The following is a 20,089-nucleotide window of genomic DNA, read 5'->3' as shown; positions in this document are numbered from 1 at the left end:
CCGATTAAAAGTTGAAATATAAAAATGTAGAGATTGAACTCATGGAAACTATGCAAACCATGAGAATCACCCATGTAAATACGAGAGAAACCGCATCTGTCTTGTACTTTCTCCCATAATTGTTTTTGCAGCAAAGGCATATCAGAAGAGCCGCAATCATCGAAAGGGCGCATCCCGTAAGAAGTACCACGTTATCAGTATCAGGCAGATGAAGCGCAGACAATACATATCTGAATCTCGGGATTCTGAAGCCCTCGATAAGCTCAGATCTCACATCGAGATTGAGCACAAAGAGTCTTCTTAAAATCTGAAGCCACTGCTCTACGCTGTCAGCTCTGAAAAGAAGCCACAGCACATTTAATATACCAAATGTTATTATCCAGCTAACGGTCTTTATTATTCCGGCAAAAACCTTACCCGCCGGGAGTTTTGCGGCATTATCGCAAACCGACTTGTATATTCCGTGCGTAAGCTTGTTGATGCACTGAAACAATCCGTGGAATACACCCCACAGAATAAATGTCCAGTTCGCACCGTGCCAGATTCCGCTCACCAGAAAAACAACAAGTGTATTTATATAAGTTCGAAGCTTCCCCTTCCGGTTACCGCCGAGCGGAATATAAATATAATTCGTAAGGAATCTTGTAAGTGTCATGTGCCAGCGCTTCCAGAAACCTGCGATGGATATTGCCTTGTAGGGTGAATTGAAGTTCATCGGAATATCCAGGTTGAACATCGCACCAAGTCCCGTTGCCATATCGCTGTAACCGCTGAAATCAAAGTAAATCTGGAAGGTGTAGGATAACATAACAATAATTATCTCGGGAATTGTCAGAGCACCCTCTCCCACCGGAATAAGAGCTGCCTGCGAAAAGCCAAAGTCCACAGCTTTTCCGAAGGTGTCCGCAATCAGCATCTTTTTGGCAAGTCCCCTTGAAAACAGCATAATTCCGCGGCATAAGTTTTCATAGTTAATCCTGTGCTTTTTTTCATCTCTGAACTGCGGAATGAGCTCGGAATGGAGTACTATAGGACCTGCCACCAACTGAGGGAAATATGACACAAACAGCGCATATTCGAGAAATGAATAGTCGCCGGTTTCACCCTTGTAGGAATCCACGATAAAGGATATCTGCTGAAAGGTAAAAAAGCTGATTCCAAGCGGCAATACTATATGCCTGAGATTAAAACCGGTTCCGAAAACGCTATTAACATTTTCGATAAAGAAATCGTAGTACTTAAAATAAAAAATCAGTCCTACATTAAAAAGAACGCCTGCTATCAAACATGGCCTTCTGTATTTACTCATGGCTCTGGACAGCAGATAGTTTACGACAATACTGCTGCAGATAATTGCAAGATAGTAGGGATTAAAATATCCGTAAAACCAAAGCGACATCAACAGAAGTGATGTCATCGCCATCTTTTTCTTCCCCATATCATGGAAAAGAAAATATAAAATAAGAGACAGCGGCAAAAAGCACAGTATGAAAATATATGAGTTAAACTGCATCCGCTATCTCCTTTAATATCAATATTTTTTATAAAAAATCTCTTACATCAATTCTTCAAAATATTTGCGCCACATCTCATTTATTACCTGCGGGTTATACTTATCCCTGACTTCAAGGGCAGATGCCGCCATCTTTCTGGCAATCGTAGGATCCTCCATTATACGCTCCAACGCATGGAAAATATTCATCGCCATGTTTACATCGCTCTCCATGGGAATCAGTATCCCGTTCCTACCATTAACTATGAGATCTGCCGGGCCTCCGCAGGGACAGTCCGTAGAAATACAGCAAAGTCCGAGGGCCATCGCCTCTATTAGTGCATTGGGCATACCCTCAGTTCTGGATGTCAGCACAAATATCTCTGCCTCCGCGATTCTGTCGGCAATCCTGTCAACACTACCCATGAAGGTTACCTTACCGGCAGCGCCTTTACCGGTCTCATCAAGAATTCCAAGGCTCCTGCAGAGTCTCTCCAAGAGGTCTCTTGTAGGTCCGTCGCCATAGAGAACCAGCCTGTAGTCCGGATATTTCTTTACAGCATAGGAAAAAGCATTTATAAGTATCTTCTGGTTCTTGTTTTCATCAAGTCTTCCTACTGATACTATTACCTTTTTACGCTCATCAAAGGGAACGATGTCGTGTCCTATGAATTCTTCATTGACTGCATTTGGAAGGACTTTACATTTCGTCTTTATCAGTGAACCGAAATAATCCATCGCCCCATTGGTCTGAACCACAACTCCCGCAGCCCCCGGAAACAAAGTCTTCATAGCAAGATTAAGGCCGGTTCCCGCATATTCCTCCGAAGGTGTTGCCCTCACCGAAACCACCACGGGTATATCAAGTCCCAGCGCTGATTGTATCGCCATAACATTGTTTTTTCCAAGAAATGACAGTATCAGATCGGGCTTTATTCTCTCCCAGGTATTTGTCAGCTTCTGAATTCTCCTATGAAAATTCTGCAGTCTGTTTCCCTGCTCGTAGGGCATAAGTGCAGTAAATACACGTCCGATTCCCATCGGAACTCCGCCCGTAAGGTCAACATACCTCTCCGTTTCATCGGGACTTAAAACCTTAACAGCATTCTCGTCATCCTCGTCCTCAAGAACTTTCCATCCGGCATCGGGGAGCTCGTACTCGTCATCGGACAGATAGGTGGTCGCAAGCGTAACCTTATAACCTATGCTGTAAAAATACTCGGCAAGGTTACACATAACGCGCTCGGCACCGCCCTTGTTCAGCGATCCTATATACATAGCAATATGCTTTTTTCTCAGCTTACCGCCACCTGTCATAAGTACCTCTCATACCACTTTTGGAAACTCAGAAAACTCCAGGAAAGTCTGGAGAAGTTGGCGCCCGTCGAAGCACCGCCGTCACCTTTTTCAAGATAATTTCTGATAAAAGAAGACGTGTATTCGGGATTAAATATCCCCTGTTTTTTAAGATAACTCTCGTTACTTAAATCAATGAGACTATCTCTCAAGGGGCCTCTAAGCCAGGCATCCATCGGAACTCCAAAGCCCTTCTTGGGCCTGTCCAGTAGTTCCTTCGGTATATAGTCATAAGCAATATCTTTAAGGATATGCTTCTTATCTCCGTTCATATATTTAAAACCATGTGGTATGGAAAAACTGTATTCCATAACAGCCGTATCCATAATAGGACATCTGCACTCAAGCGAATATTTCATCGAAGCTCTGTCCATCTTCACAAGAATATCACTGGGAAGATAGGTGTCCATATCAAGAAGCATGCGCCTTACCTGCCAGTCATCCACCTCATAGGAGGACTCCACGGGATACTGACACGGAAAAAGTCCGCTCTCTCCGAATCTGCGGTTTACATACTGCTCATAGGTAAGCTTTTGATCCGGTTCCTCAATTCCCGTAACAAAGGCGTGAGCCGCGGGAATATATGCAGGAGAAGATATCTGAGTCTTGGTCTCGGGATCACGGTTATTTGCAACCGCCTGCACTTTTATCGGAAGCTTAGTAAGAAGCTTATTCTTTCCTACCGGAATCTGCCCTACACCGCTCACAACTCCGCCCAAGAGGTCAAGCTCCCTGGCCTTCGCCACATGCTCATATACATTATATCCGCAGAAAAACTCGTCTCCGCCATCTCCCGACAGAGCAACTGTCACCTTCTGCCTTGCAAGCTTACACACAAGCATGGTCGGTATCTGTGACTCATCCGCAAAGGGCTCATCATAGTAATCCGGAATACTGTCCACAAGCTCGAGCATCTCTGCCTCATCTATATACAGCTCTGTGTGATCTGTTCCAAGATGCTCCGCCACCTTCTTTGCAAACTCGGCTTCGTTATACTCCGGAACATTAAAGCCGATACTGAAAGTCTTCACCGGTGAATCACTGTGTTCCTGAGCAAGCGCTGTTATAAGCGAAGAATCATAGCCACCTGACAAAAATGCTCCAAGAGGAACATCCGCTATCATTCGGTCAGCTACCGACTTTTGAAGGCGTTTTTTAAGCCCTGCCTTCGCCTCGCTGTAATCTTCTATCATGGAAACCGATCCCTTTTTATAGGCTTCCTTAATGCTCCAGTATCCGGTCTTTGTAACCTCACCGTTTTTGAAAACCAGCATCTGTCCGGGTTCAACCTGCCATACATTCTCAAAAATGCTCTCAGGGGCATTTATATATTGCTGATACAGATATCGCGGAATTATCGACTTTCTGATATCCCCCTTAAAGCCCGGGCACTTCATAATGGGCTTAAGCTCCGAGCCAAATACAATATTTCCGGCTTCATACCAGTAATACAAAGGCTTTTTACCAATCCTGTCCCTGATAAGAAGCAGCTCATCCGTCTCCCTGTCATAGAGAGCAATCGCAAACATACCATGTATATGCTGCGGCAAATCCTTGCCCCACTTAAGGTATCCTGCGAGAATAACCTCTGTATCACAGGTTGATTTAAAAGGATAGCCCTTAAGTTCTTCCTTCAGCTCCAGGAAATTGTAAATCTCCCCATTGAAAACAACTGATATTCTATCATCCGCAGAATTCATCGGCTGATGTCCCAAGGGCGACAAATCGTTTATCGAGAGTCTTCTCTGGGCAAAGCCTATGGTGTAGCCATCTTTCCCCGGGTAGAGCTCCACGCCGTTATCATTGGGGCCTCTGTGAATCATGGTATTGTTCATGATACGCAGCTCATCTTCTGTTATTCTGTTTTTGGAAAAAAATCCGCATATTCCGCACATGAACCGGTACCTTATCAAAATCTTCCCGTTAAATAAAAGCTCTGCAAATGCTCTGCCTGAGTCCGTACATCGAAACCAGCCTCTCTGATCATAGCTGTCAAAGGCTCTGATGAGGCCTCTCTGTCCCCGATAGGAAGCGCGTTTTCATCCTCTCCTTCGGAGTAATCCCTGAGCATAAGGTCATTTAGAATCTTCCTCGCCCACATAGCCGGAGGTTCCTCAATACTCATCCTGCTTGCAAGAGGAGTTATATCAACTTCAGGTGTTATTGAATCAGAGACAAGACACTGAAGTCCTGCTGCCTGTGCCTCAACAACAGTTCCCGGAAGTCCCTCGTACCTCGAAGGGAAGAGAAAATAATCCATCGCCTGATAGTACTCATTGGCATTGGACTTATTACCACAAAATATCACGTGTTTTTCTATATGAAGATCTACCGCCAGCTGTTTCATGGTATCCATCAGGGAGCCCTCTCCCAGCATGAGAAGCCTTATCCTCATTCCATGGAGCATACTGAAGGAATTGGCATCATCATGGTTAAGGATTCGCAGAAATTCGGCAAATACCTTAAGCAAATACTCATGATTTTTGGCATAATGGAATCTCCCCACGTGCCCGATTATGATGGCATTGGAGAGTCCCAGCTCTTTTCTTATCTTATCTCTTACTTCCTGATTATAAACAAATCTCTTGAGATCAATAGCATTTGGAATAATCCTTACAAGGCCCTCATCAGTCATGGTATCGCCAAATACCGACCTTGCAGCGTTCTCCGTGCAGGCAAATCTCAGATCACAGGTATCCTCTTTTGCAAGAGGTGCCCTGATTATTTTTGTCACAACGCCCTTTAATCCGGGATCAACACCGGCACTTCTCGCATGTGCTATGGTAGTTCCTATCCCACAGCTCTTGGCGATCGGGAGATAAATGGCAGCCGTACTTGTCATATGGCCTTGCACCATCTTCCATTCTCCCCTGTGCTGCATAAAGAACATCCTTATGGCATTCTTGTAATCCCTTGCATTTGTCCCATGAAATCTGGGAACTGCATAGATATTTCCGCCCAGTTTTTTTACAGTATCATCAAAATAATCCGGCTTTCTCACCAGCATAAGTTCATCTGATGTGGGGCACTTCTTCCCGGTTGGATCAGCATCCGCATGCACCAAAAAGTCAAACTGTACACGCTCTCTGTCGATATGCCTGTACAGATCCATGATGCGGCTCTCCGCTCCGCCAAGTCCCAGTGTTCCAAAAACATGTAATATTCTTATCGGTTGCGCCATCTTTACCACCTTTTATGCACGGCGATATATTTAAAGCGTGCCATTAGATATTCTTTAATTCCCTGTAAATCAGAAGCCTCCGCAGGCTCCTCCAAAAGCCATTCATCCCAGCTCACTACTTTTCCGCTGGCAAATACCTTCTCATAGTAGGCAAAATCGTCACCATTTAAGGTATTGGTATGAATAACAAAGGTTGTGTATCCCTCGGATTCATCCTTAAGCACCGCATCCTTCTTAAATGAAATCGGATAGAAAGTCATATCAAATCTTCTGTATGCTCTCTTTCCGAAACCATCTGTTATTCTTCTGAATCCGTTTTCAGCAAGAGCAGTCATAGTATTCTTATCGTAGCTGTGGCTCGGTGCCATGAAAAAGTCGGTAGCTATACCATGTCCACCAAGGATACGCTTTCCCTCAGCTATCATATCAATCTGTTTCTCCAGATCAATACCCGCAAACTCGGATTGCTTATTGAGAGGCAGCATTCCACCCTTCTTGGTGGTATACACATGATGTAGCCCGTGCATGGCAATTATCCAGCCCTCGGACTGAAGATTCCTTACAAGATGCCAGAAAGGATAGTCCTCCTCGCGAATCTTATCATCGGGAAGCTCCTCTCTGCCCTTTGGCTTCTTATTATCCTCCTCAAGCTCATCACGAAAGGCATCCAGCTTGGGATCCCGGTTTTCCGGAACAACGCCAATAAGAGGCTTGATATGATACTCATCAAGAAGCCTCTTAAACCGCCTAAATTTCCCCATATCCATACCCGGAGAAAAATCATCAAGTCTGATTACAATCTTCATACAATAACGCCGCCACGCTGCGGTGGCGGCATATCCCCCATTTGTTTTTGCTTATAACTGCCTCGTCATCAAAGTCTCCAATATGAGAACTCTGAAGGATCGAAGCTGTTCTTGTCATAGATACCCTTTATATCAAGGAATACTCTTCTCTTGTGCTCGGGATTGTACCACTTCTTGATATCCTCAGTGGTAATTCCGAGGAAGTCCTCATGAGCAACCGCAACGATAACCGCATCCATATCCTTGAAATCGTCCATTGTATTGAAGGAGATTCCATAGAGACGCTTAGCCTCATCGCTGTCGGCCTGCGGATCTACCACGATAGGTGAGATTCCGTATTCCTGAAGTTCATTGTAAATATCGATAACCTTGGTATTACGTGTATCAGGACAGTTCTCCTTGAAGGTAAAACCAAGAATACCTACTCTTGCATGTCTTACATTGAGGTCCTGGGCAATAAGATTCTTAACACAGGACTCCGCAATATATTTTCCCATATCATCGTTGATACGGCGACCTGAAAGAATGATCTGGCTGTGATAGCCGAGCTCCTCAGCCTTATAGGTGAGGTAGTAAGGATCTACACCTATGCAGTGACCGCCTACGAGACCGGGCTTGAAGTTGAGGAAGTTCCACTTCGTACCTGCTGCCTCAAGAACGCTCTTGGTGTCAATTCCCATGCGATGGAAGATCATTGAAAGCTCGTTCATGAATGCGATATTGATATCTCTCTGGCTGTTCTCGATAACCTTTGCAGCCTCTGCAACCTTAATGGTCTCTGCCTCGTGAACACCTGCGAGAGCCACAAGCTTATAAACGTTTGCAACCTCCTCGAGGGTCTCCTTATCCATACCGGATACGATTTTCACTATAGTCTCAAGTCTGTGAACCTTGTCACCGGGATTGATACGCTCGGGTGAGTAACCAACCTTGAAATCGACGCCGCACTTAAGTCCTGACTCCTTCTCAAGAATCGGAACGCAGACATCCTCTGTAACTCCGGGATAAACCGTTGACTCGTATACAACAATGGAGCCCTTTGTCAGGTACTTTCCAAGTGTTCTGCTGGCACTCTCAACGGGTGTAAGATCAGGTGTGTGATCGTCATTAACCGGTGTCGGAACCGCTACGATATGAAATCTGCACTCGCGAAGCTTCTCGGGATCGGCAGTAAAGTCAACCTCTGTCTTCTTAATCGCATCGTCCCCGACCTCTCTGGTGGGATCGATTCCCTTTTTGTAAAGTGCTACCTTTTCAGCATTGAAATCGTAGCCTACAACCTTTATCTTCTTAGCGAATGCTACCGCAATGGGCATTCCTACATAACCAAGTCCTACAAGTGAAAGCTTCTCCTCGCCTGCAAGGAGTTTTTCGTACAAACTCATTTTTCTTTCTCCTAAAAATATATTTACTCTACTATTATACTATGTCTGTCAAACTCACAGGCTCTCAAGTTCCGCCCTATAAGCGTCTGTGACAATTCTTCTGTCAAAATTCTGTTCAATATACAATCTTCCGGCCCGGCCCATTTTTACCCTGTCTTTTTCAGAAAGTGCCAGAATCCGCTCAATCGCTGCAACAAGCGCCTCTGTACTCTTTGGTTCAAAAGCAAAACCGCTGTTTTCGCCATCGAGAGCTTCTATGCACCCATGTATATTGCTGCATAGAATCGGCCTTCCGCAGGCTGCTGCCTCCAGAAGCACATTCGACATGCCCTCATGATAAGAAGGATGCACGATTATGTGGCTCTTATCCATAATGGGTTCCACCGTGTCGAGATGTCCGTGATAGGTTAGGCTGCCCTTTTTCACAAGTTCAGCTATCATAGGCTCGTAGATCTGCCTCTCATCCTCCTCGTACTCGCCGACAAGGTCGAAGAACACGTTCTCATGCTTCTTCGAAATGATATCCGCAGCCTCTAAAAATTCTGCTATTCCCTTGTCCTTCATCACCCTGATGACCGCAAGAATGTGTATTCCGTCATTCTCCAGCGGATAGGCTCTGAAGGGATGCTCATCAAGGTTGACACCCGATCCCGGAAGAAGCCCGCTGTTATGAAGCGCAACGCCTCTGTCCTGCATGAACTTTCTGTTTCTCTCATTCTGGAAAAAGACCTTCTTTGCACCTTTTGTGGCACTCCTGTAAAGAGTTATCAGGACTTTACTCATAAAACCGCCGTTTTCAATAGCCATCCCTAGTCCCGTGATATTTGTGATATATGGGATCTTCTGAAATCTTGCGGCAAGCCCGCCATATAAGTTAGGCTTTATCGTGTAGGTAAGCACCACATCGGGCCTAAGCTCCCTCATAAGGGAATTATATCTGTTGAACAGGTCTATATCATGAATCGGATTGCTGCCATGCCTCTCCAGGGGAGTATCAATAAGCCGGGTGCAGTATTTTTCCAGTTTCTTACAGTTCTCATCATAAGGAACGGATATAAGAACAATATGCCCCGCATCCAGAAATGACTTAAGAAGCTCTTTCCTGAAAAGGTATAACCCATTTGCATAATTTGTAAGAATCAGTATTGTCATATTTTCACGATCCTTCAATAATGGTTCTTAGTTTATCTCCTGCATGTTGCCCTCGAGATTGGAGAGCTTTTCTATTACAACGCTGTCATACATGAGCATGCAGACGTCCTCTTCGTACTGACCGATAATCGATTCGTTCGCCTTCTTCTCCACAACATTTGTATAAATAAGTGAAGGGAAGTCAACACCCGCGCCGTAAGCATGGAGATAAGCCCCGCCGAATCTGGGATTAATCTCCGAGAGATAATACTGACCATCCTTGTAAAAAAGATCCATATCCAGAGGTCCGTTAAACTTGAACACCTTCATGGCCTTTTTAACAAACTCAAAGAGGGCCTCATCCTTAAAGGAGATGGTTTTGTTGGCTCCTCCAATGGTAGTTGATATCTTCTTTTTGGAAAAAATCGCAACCGGCTCATGGGTTAAGGTGTCAACATAAATATCCGCATCCATGTCCTTTCCGTCCATAAACTCCTGAATAATGAGCTCGGGACTTCTGGCTGTAAGCTCCTCAAGAAGCTCTATGCTCTCTACCTTCCTCGCGCCAACGCTTCCACTTCCGCATCTGGGCTTAATAAAAACAGGAAGGCTGATCTCGCCCTTGTCGTAGCTCTCCTTGAACTCAGCAAAGGTTCCGAAGGTAAGTACTGTCGGAACACCGTTTTCCTTAAGATACTTAAACATCTCGAATTTATTGAAGCAAAGATCCGCGGTCTCCTTGTAAGGCGCAAGGACAGTAACTCCAAGCTCCTCAAATTTCTCTCTGTTATCGGCGAGAATAGAAATCTCGGGATCGATGAGAGTTGTTATTGCATCTATTTTTTCCTTTTTACATATCTCGAGAATGATCGGAATATAGTTTTCATCCGTAATAAGCGGCACTCTGTAAGCCGTATCGGCAAAGGCCGGAGCCGGTGCATAGGGACTGTTATCCGTAACAACGATCCTTAGCTTATCTCCGAGTGTCTGTCTGAAATCTTTTAAAAGTTCGCAGCGCCTTCCGACGCTTGTAAATAAAATATTCATTTTTACTCTTCTTTCTTGGGCGGAGTGCCGGTGAAGGCCTCCATAGTTGCATCAGTGGCGCTGTTGATATCATCGTGTTTGAATACAACAGCCACTGTCATAAAGACAATCTTAAGATCCATCAAAAATGAAAGATGGTCGACGTAGTAGACATCCTTCTCAAAGCGGTCCTCCCAGCTAAGAAGGTTTCTTCCGTTGACCTGCGCCCATCCCGTAAGACCGGGGCGAACGTCATGCCTTCTCTTTTGTTCTTCATTATATAAAGGAAGATATTTAACGAGAAGAGGTCTTGGACCGACAAAACTCATATCCCCTTTTAAAATATTGATGAACTCCGGGAGTTCATCAAGGCTTGTGGCACGGAGCTTTTTACCAAACTCCGGAAGCCTGTCCTCATCGGGAAGAAGGTTGCCGTTCTCGTCCCTCTTGTCTGTCATTGTTCTGAATTTGTACAGATTGAAGACCTTCTCATCCTTACCCGGGCGCGGCTGTTTAAAAATAACCGGGCTTCCCAGCTTAACGCGTACTAAAATCGCGAGTATCAGGTATAGCCATGAAAAGCAGACCAACACCAGAAGTGAGAGAATGATATCTATGAGCCTTTTTATGAAAAGACTGTAGATACCCTGTCTTCCTTTCTTAACTGAATTTGTCATCTTATTCCTATTCTTGAAAAAATATAGTTAACCTTGTTTTAAATAATTGCAAAACGCATGATTTTTTCGCATTTTCCGATTTGCAAATCACTACTCCAATAATGTATTATAACCTATAGGTAATGTATTTCAAATACACGTTTTGTAGGGAGATTTCAATTATGAAATTGGACTTCAGGAGAGGCAGCATCAGACTTGTAGTAGTTCTTTTGGCTGCTTTTCTGATGGCACTTAACATACAGACCTTCGTAAACGCAGGTGGTCTCTACCCGGGCGGAGCCCAGGGACTCACCATTATAATTCAGCGTATCGCGCTTAAGTATTTTAATACGAAAATTCCGTATACGCCCATCAACGTAGTGCTCAACATCATTCCCATCTATATTGGTTTTCGTTATATCGGCAAAAAATTTACATTATATTCAATGATCATGGTGCTCACAAACGGTTTCTTCGTAGATATGATTCCGGAGCTTTACATCACCAATGATCCGCTCCTTATCGCCATTTTCGGCGGCATCTTCGCAGGTGTGTCACTTTCCATCTGCCTCATGGTTGATGCCACCAGCGGCGGTACCGACTTTATCTCAATCTTTTTATCTCAGAGAAAAGGTATTGATGCTTTCCCCATAATCCTTGCGGGAAACTGTGTGATCCTTACAGTCGCAGGCTTTCTCTTTGGTTGGGACAAGGCTCTGTATTCCATCATTTTCCAGTATGTTGCCACTCAGGTTCTTCACGTTATGTACAGAACCTACCAGCAGCAAACTCTTTTCATTATCACGGACAAGCCCGCCGAGGTATGCGAGCTGATCTATAAGATTGCCAACCACGGTGCCACGCTTATGCACGGCGAGGGTTCCTTCGAGCACAACAACAAAATGGTTGTCTACTCCGTTGTAAGTGCCTCTGACACAAGAAAGCTCATCCCCGCCATCAAAGATCTGGACCCCGGCGCCTTTATCAACTCAATCCGCACCGACAGAGTTCAGGGCAACTTCTACTTCAAACCCAGGGATTAAATAACGTAAGGCCCGGGGATAGAGTGTCTGCGATTTCTATCGATTATGCGTTTTTTGCAACGAGATAGGAATCGCAGATGCTCTACTCTCCGGGCCGTATTACTCATCAATGAGAGGCTTTTTCAAGGGCCTCGTCTATGTGGGCGGCGAAGTTCTCGCGGCCAACTCTTTCTACGAAGCCATCCTTCTCCATTGTTCTCATGGGCTGCTCGTTAACATGTGAGAAAATGAGACGAACACCCTTCTTCTTGCAGTTTTCATAAAGCATCTCGAGTGAACGCATCGCTGTCGCATCAAGGGCAGGTACACTTCTCATTCTGATAACAAGACTCTTTGTGAAATCCTTAGTGGTGATTTCCGCAAGAGCATCTGCATCTCCGAAGAACATAGGACCTGAAATCTCGTAAACACGAACGTGCTTAGGAACAACTCTGAGGTCAATACTGTCAGGATCCTCTGCGTTAACGTCAGCGTCGTCCGGATCAATATATGTCCAGCCGCGAACCGTTGACTCCTCGCTCATTCTCTTCATGAAGAGCAGACATGCAAGAACCATACCAACTTCGATAGCTACAACAAGATCAAATACTACTGTGAGGACAAAGGTTGTAACAAGGACAATAATGTCGCTCTTGGGAGCTGTCTTACACAGATGTGTGAAAGGTCTCCACTGACACATATTGTAGGCTACCTGGAACAAAATAGCTGCAATTGTGGGCATCGGAATAAGCGCTGCGAGGGGCATAAGCACCACAAGAACGAGTAAAAGAACTATTGAGTGAACAATACCTGCGATAGGAGTTCTACCACCGTTCTTGATATTTGCAGCTGTTCTTGCGATAGCACCTGTTGCGGGAATTCCTCCGAAGAGAACGGATCCGATGTTACCGCAGCCCTGTGCTATAAGCTCCATGTTTGATCTGTGATGTGAGCCTATCATACCGTCTGCAACCACAGCGGAAAGCAGTGATTCAATTGCTGCAAGAATTGCAATTGTAAAGCCATTTGAGAAAGATCCTCTGATAAGTCCCCAGCTGATGGTCGGTGTGTGGAACTTAGGAAGACCTGCGTGAATTGTGTAAAGATCTCCGATGGTATTAACCTTAAGTCCAAGGAATTTTACCATAACAATTCCGGCGATTACAGCTATAAGTGATGCGGGAATCTTTTCAAAAAATCTGGGCCATATTATAAGAATGGCAAGACAAACCACTCCGACTATCACAGCCTGATAATTGATGGTTGCGATATTCTTCACGATGGCTTCCAGCTTCTCGGTGGTTTCGATTGTCACGGTTCCCTTGGGGTACGTAAGACCAAGGAAATCCTTAATCTGTCCGATAAGGATTGTCACTGCTATACCCGCGGTAAAACCGGTTGTAATTGTATAGGGAATGAATTTGATAAGACTTCCGAGTTTTAACAATCCCATCAGAATAAGGAGAATTCCGGCTATGATGGTTGCCATCATAAGACCTTCCATTCCGTCCTTTGCAACTATTCCCGCAACGATGGTTGCGAAAGCTGCGGTGGGACCTGCTATCTGAACCCTGCTGCCTCCGAGGAAGGAAATAATGAATCCCGCAACGATCGCGGTGTAAAGACCTTCCTCAGGGCCTACTCCTGAAGCAAGCGCCAGGGCTATTGACAACGGAAGCGCAATAATAGCTACGATGATACCTGATATTACATCAGTGGTGAATTGCTTTTTCGTGTATTTCTTAATCACGGAAAAAAGCATTGGTTTAATTTTGTCCTTCTTCATAATAAACCTCCTAAAAAAGCGACAAAATTATAACACATAATAATATAGTAAAGAATTGACTATTTGTAGAATTCTGACAGATTATTAATCTCTGTCTTGTATGCTTTTACCACAGAAGCAGGTGCGGTTATTTTTACTGACGTCCCAAGTCCAAATATCCATCCGAAAAACTGGTCACTGACAGCAACCTCAACCCTCGCATCTGACCATCCCTTTTTCTTGGAAGGCTTAATCGTGATATTCTTCCCGAACCTGTCGATAATAACGCCGACCATCTCATCCTTGACAGTAAGAGTAACCATTGTTCCCTCGCCGCCGAACATTCCGAAAGCTCTGTTTGTATAGGCTGCAAGGTCAAAGGCCTTAAAATGCTCTTTTCCCTCTCTTCTCTCATCAAGGATCTCTATCTTATCCATCTTATCCACGCGGTAGTGCTTGATCTTGCCGGACTCGGAATCAAAAGCGATAAGATAATAATTCTCATCATTCCAGGTAAGACGCCAAGGGCTGATCACATATGGCTCAGCTTTCCTCGGAACAAGCTTCTTATCCGTATCCCAGGTCATGTATTTGAAGCTGATCTTCTTATTCTCGGAAATCGCACTGTGAATCTCATCGACCGTATAATATATGCTCTCGTTCATGGTCTTCACTCTGCCCTGCACGGCAAGCTGTCTCTCCAGCTGGGTTGCCTCATAGGTGCTGGCAAGAGTCGTCAGCTTCTTAATAAGAGCATTTGATTTTTTCTCCGTAATGAATTTGAAAGAGCCAATCGCATCCACAAGGAGTTTAAGCTCCGCGAGCTCAAATCTTCTGCTCCCGATGTGATAGACAAAGTATTTACCGCTCTTTTCGCCCACAACATCAAGGCCGATATCATTAAGAGCCTCTATATCGGTGTAAATGCTCTTTCTGTCAGCGCTCACCTCATACCTGTCCAGTTCCTCAAGGATATCCGGCATGGTGAGACCATGTTCATCATCCGTCTGCTCCAACAGAATTTTTGCGAGATAATAAAGTTTAAGTTTCTGATTTGTTCCCTTTGGCATAATCGATAAACTCCTCCCATTCTCTGCATATTTTGTCAGGCTGAACCCTGTCTGTTATCTTCATGGCATTGCGCGAAAGCTTGTCTGAAAGCTCATTATCGGAAAGTACCCTGTCCATCGCTGCTGCCAGTGCTTCCTCATCCCTGACGGGCACAAGAATTCCGGATCTCCTGCTGTCTATCAAAAGTCTCGATCCTCCGCAGGGGCAATCGGTTGATATTGATGGAATCCCCATCGCCATAGCCTCTATAAGCGAATTTGGCATTCCCTCGAAGTCCGATGAAAGCACAAAAAGCGCTGCATCCATAATCTTTTCCTTTAGTTTACTTGTCGGCTCTATTACCGAAACCCTTTCTTTTAAGCCTTTTTCATTGATAAAAGCTGTTATTTCATCAAGAAGCTCCGACTCCTGAAAATCTCCGTATATTTCCAGAGTGTAATCAGGATACTTATCAGCTATCTTGCTAAAAGCCTTCAATAATAACAGCTGATTCTTTTGAGCGGATATCCGTCCGACGTTCACGATTCTCTTGGATCTCTCACCCGCAGCCGGTACCATATCGCTTGTTATATTAAGATACTCTTCATCCAGCGGATTAAATATAATCCTCGATCTCTTCTGAAGCCCCTTTGAGAAAAAGCTCATGGCATCAGGCGTCTGAAAAACGCAGCCTGCTGCCTTTTTTTCCATATACTTCGTGGCTATAAAATGCCCCTTATAATCCTCCACAGGATTATTTCTTACAGAAACTATAAGCGGTGTCTTCATTCCGAACAGACTGAAGGCCGCCCTGAAGTTAGCCTTAGCGCAAAAGGATATAACAAGGTCCGGCTTCTCCCTCTTAAAACACTCCCTGAGTCTTGAAAGCCTAAGAAACGCCTTGCTTATGCGGCTCTTGCCATCATCTGTCTCGGTAAGTCCCACCGATATTCTCTTTACTTTTTCACCCAGCTCATACTCATTCTCGGAAAACCACTGCGTCGCCACGATTACCTCGTGCCCTGCCTCCGAGAACTTCCTGGCAAGGATGCTGACTACGTGCTCAGCACCTCCCCTTCCCATGCTGTTTAAATGAAAAATAATCTTCATACCATCTTCCTTTATGCCTTCCCCTTGGGGGGAAGGTGGCGCGAAGCGCCGGATGAGGGGTCACTCCCTCACAACACTTTCCAAGAACTCTTCATACCAAGCAACAAGCTGCTCCAGATCATACCCGTGCTCCCGAATACTCTCCCTCTGGCAGCTCCGATCTGATCCTTCACTCTTCACCCTAATTTCGACTGCGCGCTTCGCCCAGCTCTCAGCACCATCATCCAGCGCCTTGGCTTCTACAAGTCCCTTCGTCACTATCACCTTATCGGTAATCGTATCCGCCATCAAAATCGGAAGGCCTGCTACCTGCGCCTCAACAAGAGTAAGCGGAAGCCCTTCGAAGAACGAAGGGAATATCATCGTCTCAAAAGCAGACATAAAATTCTGCGCATCATGCCTGATTCCTGTAAAAATCACTTTTTCGGAAATTCCGAGCTCACGCGCTTTTTGCTCTGTCTCAGCCTTAAGCTCACCCTCTCCGAGGCATATGAGCACAGCCTTATCATCCAGCTTTGCGATTTCCGAGAATATATCCATCAAAAACGAGTGATTCTTCGAAGCAATATAATTTGCAATATGCCCGTAGATATGCTTTCCTTCAAGATGGAACTCATCTACTACTTTCTGCTTCTTTTCTTCCTTAAACTCGAACTTGTTTAAATCGATCGCGTTATTTATTATCCGAAAGTCCTTACTTCCATACATCCATTTTCCGGCATTTTCGGAACAGGCAAGCCTTATATCCGCATTGCTCACCAGCATAGGTCTGAAAAGAAAATGCACAAACTTCTTCGGATCTGTCTCATTGTGGGAATGGCAAACAGTTATCGCCTTTTCCTTCTTGGCTGCCCAAAGCTGCGGCGCAACAAGAGCATTGGCAGTGTGCCTTATCACAATGTCATACTCTTCCTCATTGACAATCTTCCTGAGCTTGGCCAGATTATCCATGGGATGTCCTGTCATTCTCGGCAGTAAAAACACCTTCCCGCCAAGCTCCCTGATCCTCGGCTCATAGTCATTTTCCTTCATACTGTGAACCGCAAAATCAAAACAGAACTTCTCCCTGTCTATGTTTTCATAGATATTCATTATGAAATTTTCCATTCCACCGGGATACATCGCCCCCACGATGTGAAGAACTTTAATCTTTTTCATGTTTTTATTGTACCATAAAACGGACTCGTAAAGAAAAAGTGTATTGGAATCAAACAGACTCGTAAAGAAAAAGTGTATTGGAATCAAACAGACTCATGAAGAGAATAAAAAAAGCCTTCCCCTTGAGGGGAAGGTGTCAGCGAAGCTGACGGATGAGGTGTAACGTACCCACCCGCCAGACATTCATATTAAAGTAAGTGTGCTCTAAGCTCCTCGCCACTCTTATCTGAAAGATATGCCGGAGGAATATCAAGCATTGTCTTGCAGCCTGTCTGGCCTTCCTTCTGCATTCTGAATGCAGCTCTTGCAACAGCTACAAGTACGCTTGTTGTGAACTCAGGGTTTGAATCAAGCTTTAAGCTGTACTCGATGATGTGGTTGTGCTCCTTATCAGCGCCTGTCTTACCGCTTCTGAATACGAAGCCACCGTGAGCCATTCCGCTGTGGTTTGTAAGAAGCTCTTCCTCACTGATGAAATGAACTGTTGTATCATAATCAGCAAAGTAGTTGGGCATCTCCTTGATCTCCTTCTCTACCTTTGCTGCATCAGCGCCATCCTCAAGAACTACGAAGCACTCTCTTGTGTGCTTGTCTCTTGTTGTGAGCTCAGGGTTCTTGCCGCTTCTAACAGCTTCAAGTGCGCTCTCTACAGGAATTGTGTACTGCTTAGCATTTTTAACGCCTGCGATTCTTCTGATGGCATCTGAATGTCCCTGGGATACGCCTTTTCCCCAGAATGTATAGTCATTTCCGTCAGGAAGTATAGCATTTGAATACACTCTTGCAAGTGAGAACATTCCGGGATCCCAACCGCATGAGATAACTGCAACCTTGCCTGCTTCCTTAGCTGCCTTATCCACGTTAGCGAAGTGCTCAGGAATTCTTGCGTGTGTGTCAAAACTGTCTACTACATTGAAAAGCTTACCAAACTCAGGTGTCTGCTCAGGAAGATCTGTTGCGCTACCACCACAAAGGATCATAACATCAACCTTATCCTTCCAATCTGCAACGTCCTTAACAGATACAACAGGTACGCCTGCTGTCTTTATTGATAATGAAGCGGGATCTCTTCTAGTGAAAACAGCAACAAGTTCCATATCAGGCGCTGCCTTAACTGCGAGTTCTACCCCCTTACCAAGATTTCCATATCCGATAATACCGATTCTAGTGCTCATACTTCCTCCTTCCGTATGCAAAAACTCTTAAAAGGCATTATACTCTGAAATACATGCAAAAAACCACCCTCATTTTTAACCATTTGAAATGTTTGTTCTAGCTGTTATTATTTATAAATATCTATTTTATTCGGCATAACATTCCAACCTCCACTTCTTCATTTTTATTCTATATGCTAGGTACAACATCAAATTGGATCCTACCCATGCCATAACTTCGCCAACAAAAAATCCATAATATCCTATTTTGCTAGTTAATAAATATGCACATGCGATTCGCATAAACAATTGAGCAAAGCTTGATATCATAGACATAAACGTATTTCCCATTCCCTGCACAACTGCATAAAGCACATACAAAATATAAAGCAAAGGAAAAAAGGCAGCTAAGAAGTTTAAAAATTCTTTACCAATCGTTATGGTGCTCATATTTACGGTGCCTTCTTGTTCTAAGAACAGGCGTAGTATTGGCTCTCCCAGTCCCAACATGATTCCAGACATAAATGCCCCCATCACAATTGCCATAACTACTGATATCCTAAATCCTTTGTTTACTCTTCGATAATTGTTCGCGCCTTTATTTTGTCCTACAAACGTTCCAACTGCTCCATTCAGGCCCCATGCTCCTATTTCTAACAGACCATATAGTTTATTCGCTGCAGTGTAACCAGCTATAAATACCGCTCCATATGTATTTATGACAGCTTGAACTGCTACTCCTCCAATACCGATCACTATGTTTTGGAAGCATAACGGGACTCCGAGCTTGATCAACTCATACATTTTTCTTGGATTTACGTTAAATGAAAAATGCAGCTTATCATCCCCAAAAATCTTCACAACATACTTGGTACAATAAATCAAAGAACTTAACTGTGCCAGCAATGTCGCAACTGCAGCTCCCACTACTCCTAACTTAAAATAGTAAATAAACAGAAAATCCAAAATAATATTTACAATAGAAGATAGAATCAAAGCATTTAAAGGGGTAACGCTGTTACCATATGATCTTAATATTCCAGAAAACATATTATAAAAAGTCGTTATGGCAATTCCCAGTATGAGAATTCTCAAATAACTCCAGGATAAACCAATAATTTCATCCGGTGTATTTAATAACCTCAAAAGACCTTTGCCCAAAATCAAACCAACTACTGTTATTGTTATTGACAGTAACACGCATACATTTATTGATCCTTCAATTGCCTCCTCTAATGTCTTCCTATCTTTTTTTCCTGCACTTTGTGCTATATCTATTGAAAATCCCTGAGTAAAGCCCTGGGCTCCACTGATTATTATGAAAACAATCCATTCAACAGTTCCCAATGCCGCCAATCCATTTGTTCCTATATATCTACCCACAAACAGCGTATCGAAAAACACATACATCTGCTGCAGTATATTACCGGCTATTAATGGAATAGCGAATTTTGTTAGCTTAGTTGCTATTTTTCCTTCTGTCATATCTATAGTCTTCATTTCAGATTAGTTCCCCTGCTAATTACTTCTACACCCTCATAAGTAAAGCAACTTTACTTACCCCTTTCTATACTATTTTGTGCAATTCTTATAAACATTTTATGTTTTTCATAGCTATTTATAAAAATTATACTAGTAATATATCATTAAATTCTGATAATTCAACCGCTTTTTTACCAAATGCACTCTAATTTTTGAAATCATCTAAAATATTAAGAATGTCTTAATATTTTTCTATCTTTTTGTTCATTTCCTATTCAAACAAATGTTACATATAATCTTTTTTGATTATTCATG

16 protein-coding genes are annotated in these 20,089 nt (G+C 43.9%); 1 reads left to right on the top strand and 15 read right to left on the bottom strand.

The features are described from left to right. Positions 1–4: 4 nt before the first annotated feature. The 9 genes from G630_RS0112990 to G630_RS0112950 all read right to left on the bottom strand — a co-directional run bounded on the left by G630_RS0112990 (position 5) and on the right by G630_RS0112950 (position 11,054). Entirely contained in the window at positions 5–1,513 is a 1,509-nt protein-coding gene (locus G630_RS0112990) for an MBOAT family O-acyltransferase (protein WP_026498831.1), read from the bottom strand. A 42-nt stretch (positions 1,514–1,555) separates the two neighbouring features. Beyond that, on the bottom strand, positions 1,556–2,809 hold the full coding sequence (locus tag G630_RS0112985) for a glycosyltransferase (RefSeq protein ID WP_044959306.1): 1,254 nt from the start codon (positions 2,807–2,809) through the stop codon (positions 1,556–1,558). Continuing rightward, positions 2,806–4,743, bottom strand: coding sequence for an asparagine synthase (glutamine-hydrolyzing) (gene asnB, locus G630_RS0112980; protein WP_026498829.1), 1,938 nt, complete (start codon positions 4,741–4,743; stop codon positions 2,806–2,808). Before asnB ends, G630_RS0112985 begins: the two co-directional genes overlap by 4 nt. A 14-nt stretch (positions 4,744–4,757) precedes the next feature. Beyond that, positions 4,758–6,029 carry a glycosyltransferase family 1 protein gene (locus G630_RS0112975; RefSeq protein ID WP_026498828.1) on the bottom strand — a complete coding sequence of 424 codons (1,272 nt, stop codon included), beginning with the start codon at positions 6,027–6,029 and terminating at the stop codon, positions 4,758–4,760. Positions 6,030–6,031: 2 nt separating this feature from the next. Next, positions 6,032–6,835, bottom strand: coding sequence for a DUF2334 domain-containing protein (locus G630_RS0112970; RefSeq protein WP_026498827.1), 804 nt, complete (start codon positions 6,833–6,835; stop codon positions 6,032–6,034). A 68-nt stretch (positions 6,836–6,903) separates the two neighbouring features. Continuing rightward, entirely contained in the window at positions 6,904–8,220 is a 1,317-nt protein-coding gene (locus G630_RS0112965; protein ID WP_022762274.1) for a nucleotide sugar dehydrogenase, read from the bottom strand. Between the two features lie 54 nt (positions 8,221–8,274). Then, positions 8,275–9,372 carry a glycosyltransferase family 4 protein gene (locus G630_RS0112960; protein WP_044959318.1) on the bottom strand — a complete coding sequence of 366 codons (1,098 nt, stop codon included), beginning with the start codon at positions 9,370–9,372 and terminating at the stop codon, positions 8,275–8,277. A gap of 27 nt (positions 9,373–9,399) precedes the next feature. After that, complete coding sequence (locus tag G630_RS0112955; protein WP_026498825.1) at positions 9,400–10,398, bottom strand: ATP-grasp domain-containing protein; 999 nt, start codon at positions 10,396–10,398, stop codon at positions 9,400–9,402. Between the two features lie 2 nt (positions 10,399–10,400). After that, entirely contained in the window at positions 10,401–11,054 is a 654-nt protein-coding gene (locus G630_RS0112950) for a sugar transferase (RefSeq protein ID WP_022762271.1), read from the bottom strand. Positions 11,055–11,215: 161 nt separating this feature from the next. Between G630_RS0112950 and G630_RS0112945 the strand changes: the two genes are divergently transcribed. Beyond that, positions 11,216–12,076 (top strand): YitT family protein, encoded by an 861-nt coding sequence (locus tag G630_RS0112945; RefSeq protein WP_026498823.1) that lies wholly within the window; start codon positions 11,216–11,218, stop codon positions 12,074–12,076. Positions 12,077–12,182: 106 nt separating this feature from the next. Here G630_RS0112945 and G630_RS0112940 read toward each other — a convergent pair whose 3' ends face one another. From G630_RS0112940 to G630_RS0112910, 6 genes are all read right to left on the bottom strand, one after another. Then, positions 12,183–13,841 carry a SulP family inorganic anion transporter gene (locus G630_RS0112940; protein WP_026498822.1) on the bottom strand — a complete coding sequence of 553 codons (1,659 nt, stop codon included), beginning with the start codon at positions 13,839–13,841 and terminating at the stop codon, positions 12,183–12,185. Between the two features lie 59 nt (positions 13,842–13,900). Continuing rightward, the gene (locus tag G630_RS21830) at positions 13,901–14,890 is read right to left on the bottom strand and encodes a helix-turn-helix transcriptional regulator (RefSeq protein ID WP_044959304.1); all 990 of its coding nucleotides are present in this window, start codon (positions 14,888–14,890) and stop codon (positions 13,901–13,903) included. Continuing rightward, positions 14,862–15,980, bottom strand: a complete 1,119-nt coding sequence (locus tag G630_RS0112930) for a glycosyltransferase (protein ID WP_026498821.1) — start codon at positions 15,978–15,980, stop codon at positions 14,862–14,864. The genes G630_RS21830 and G630_RS0112930 overlap by 29 nt, the downstream gene beginning before the upstream one ends. 60 nt (positions 15,981–16,040) lie before the next feature. Then, positions 16,041–17,138, bottom strand: coding sequence for a glycosyltransferase family 1 protein (locus G630_RS0112925; protein ID WP_081667931.1), 1,098 nt, complete (start codon positions 17,136–17,138; stop codon positions 16,041–16,043). Positions 17,139–17,326: 188 nt separating this feature from the next. Beyond that, complete coding sequence (locus G630_RS0112915; protein ID WP_026498819.1) at positions 17,327–18,313, bottom strand: diaminopimelate dehydrogenase; 987 nt, start codon at positions 18,311–18,313, stop codon at positions 17,327–17,329. 126 nt (positions 18,314–18,439) lie between these two features. After that, positions 18,440–19,792, bottom strand: coding sequence for an MATE family efflux transporter (locus G630_RS0112910; RefSeq protein WP_026498818.1), 1,353 nt, complete (start codon positions 19,790–19,792; stop codon positions 18,440–18,442). Positions 19,793–20,089: the final 297 nt, after the last annotated feature.

This window comes from Butyrivibrio sp. WCD2001, assembly GCF_000424485.1.
GTDB lineage: Bacteria > Bacillota > Clostridia > Lachnospirales > Lachnospiraceae > Butyrivibrio.
Note: the sequence above shows the minus strand (reverse complement) of the source record. Positions and strands in the feature narration are given on the sequence as shown.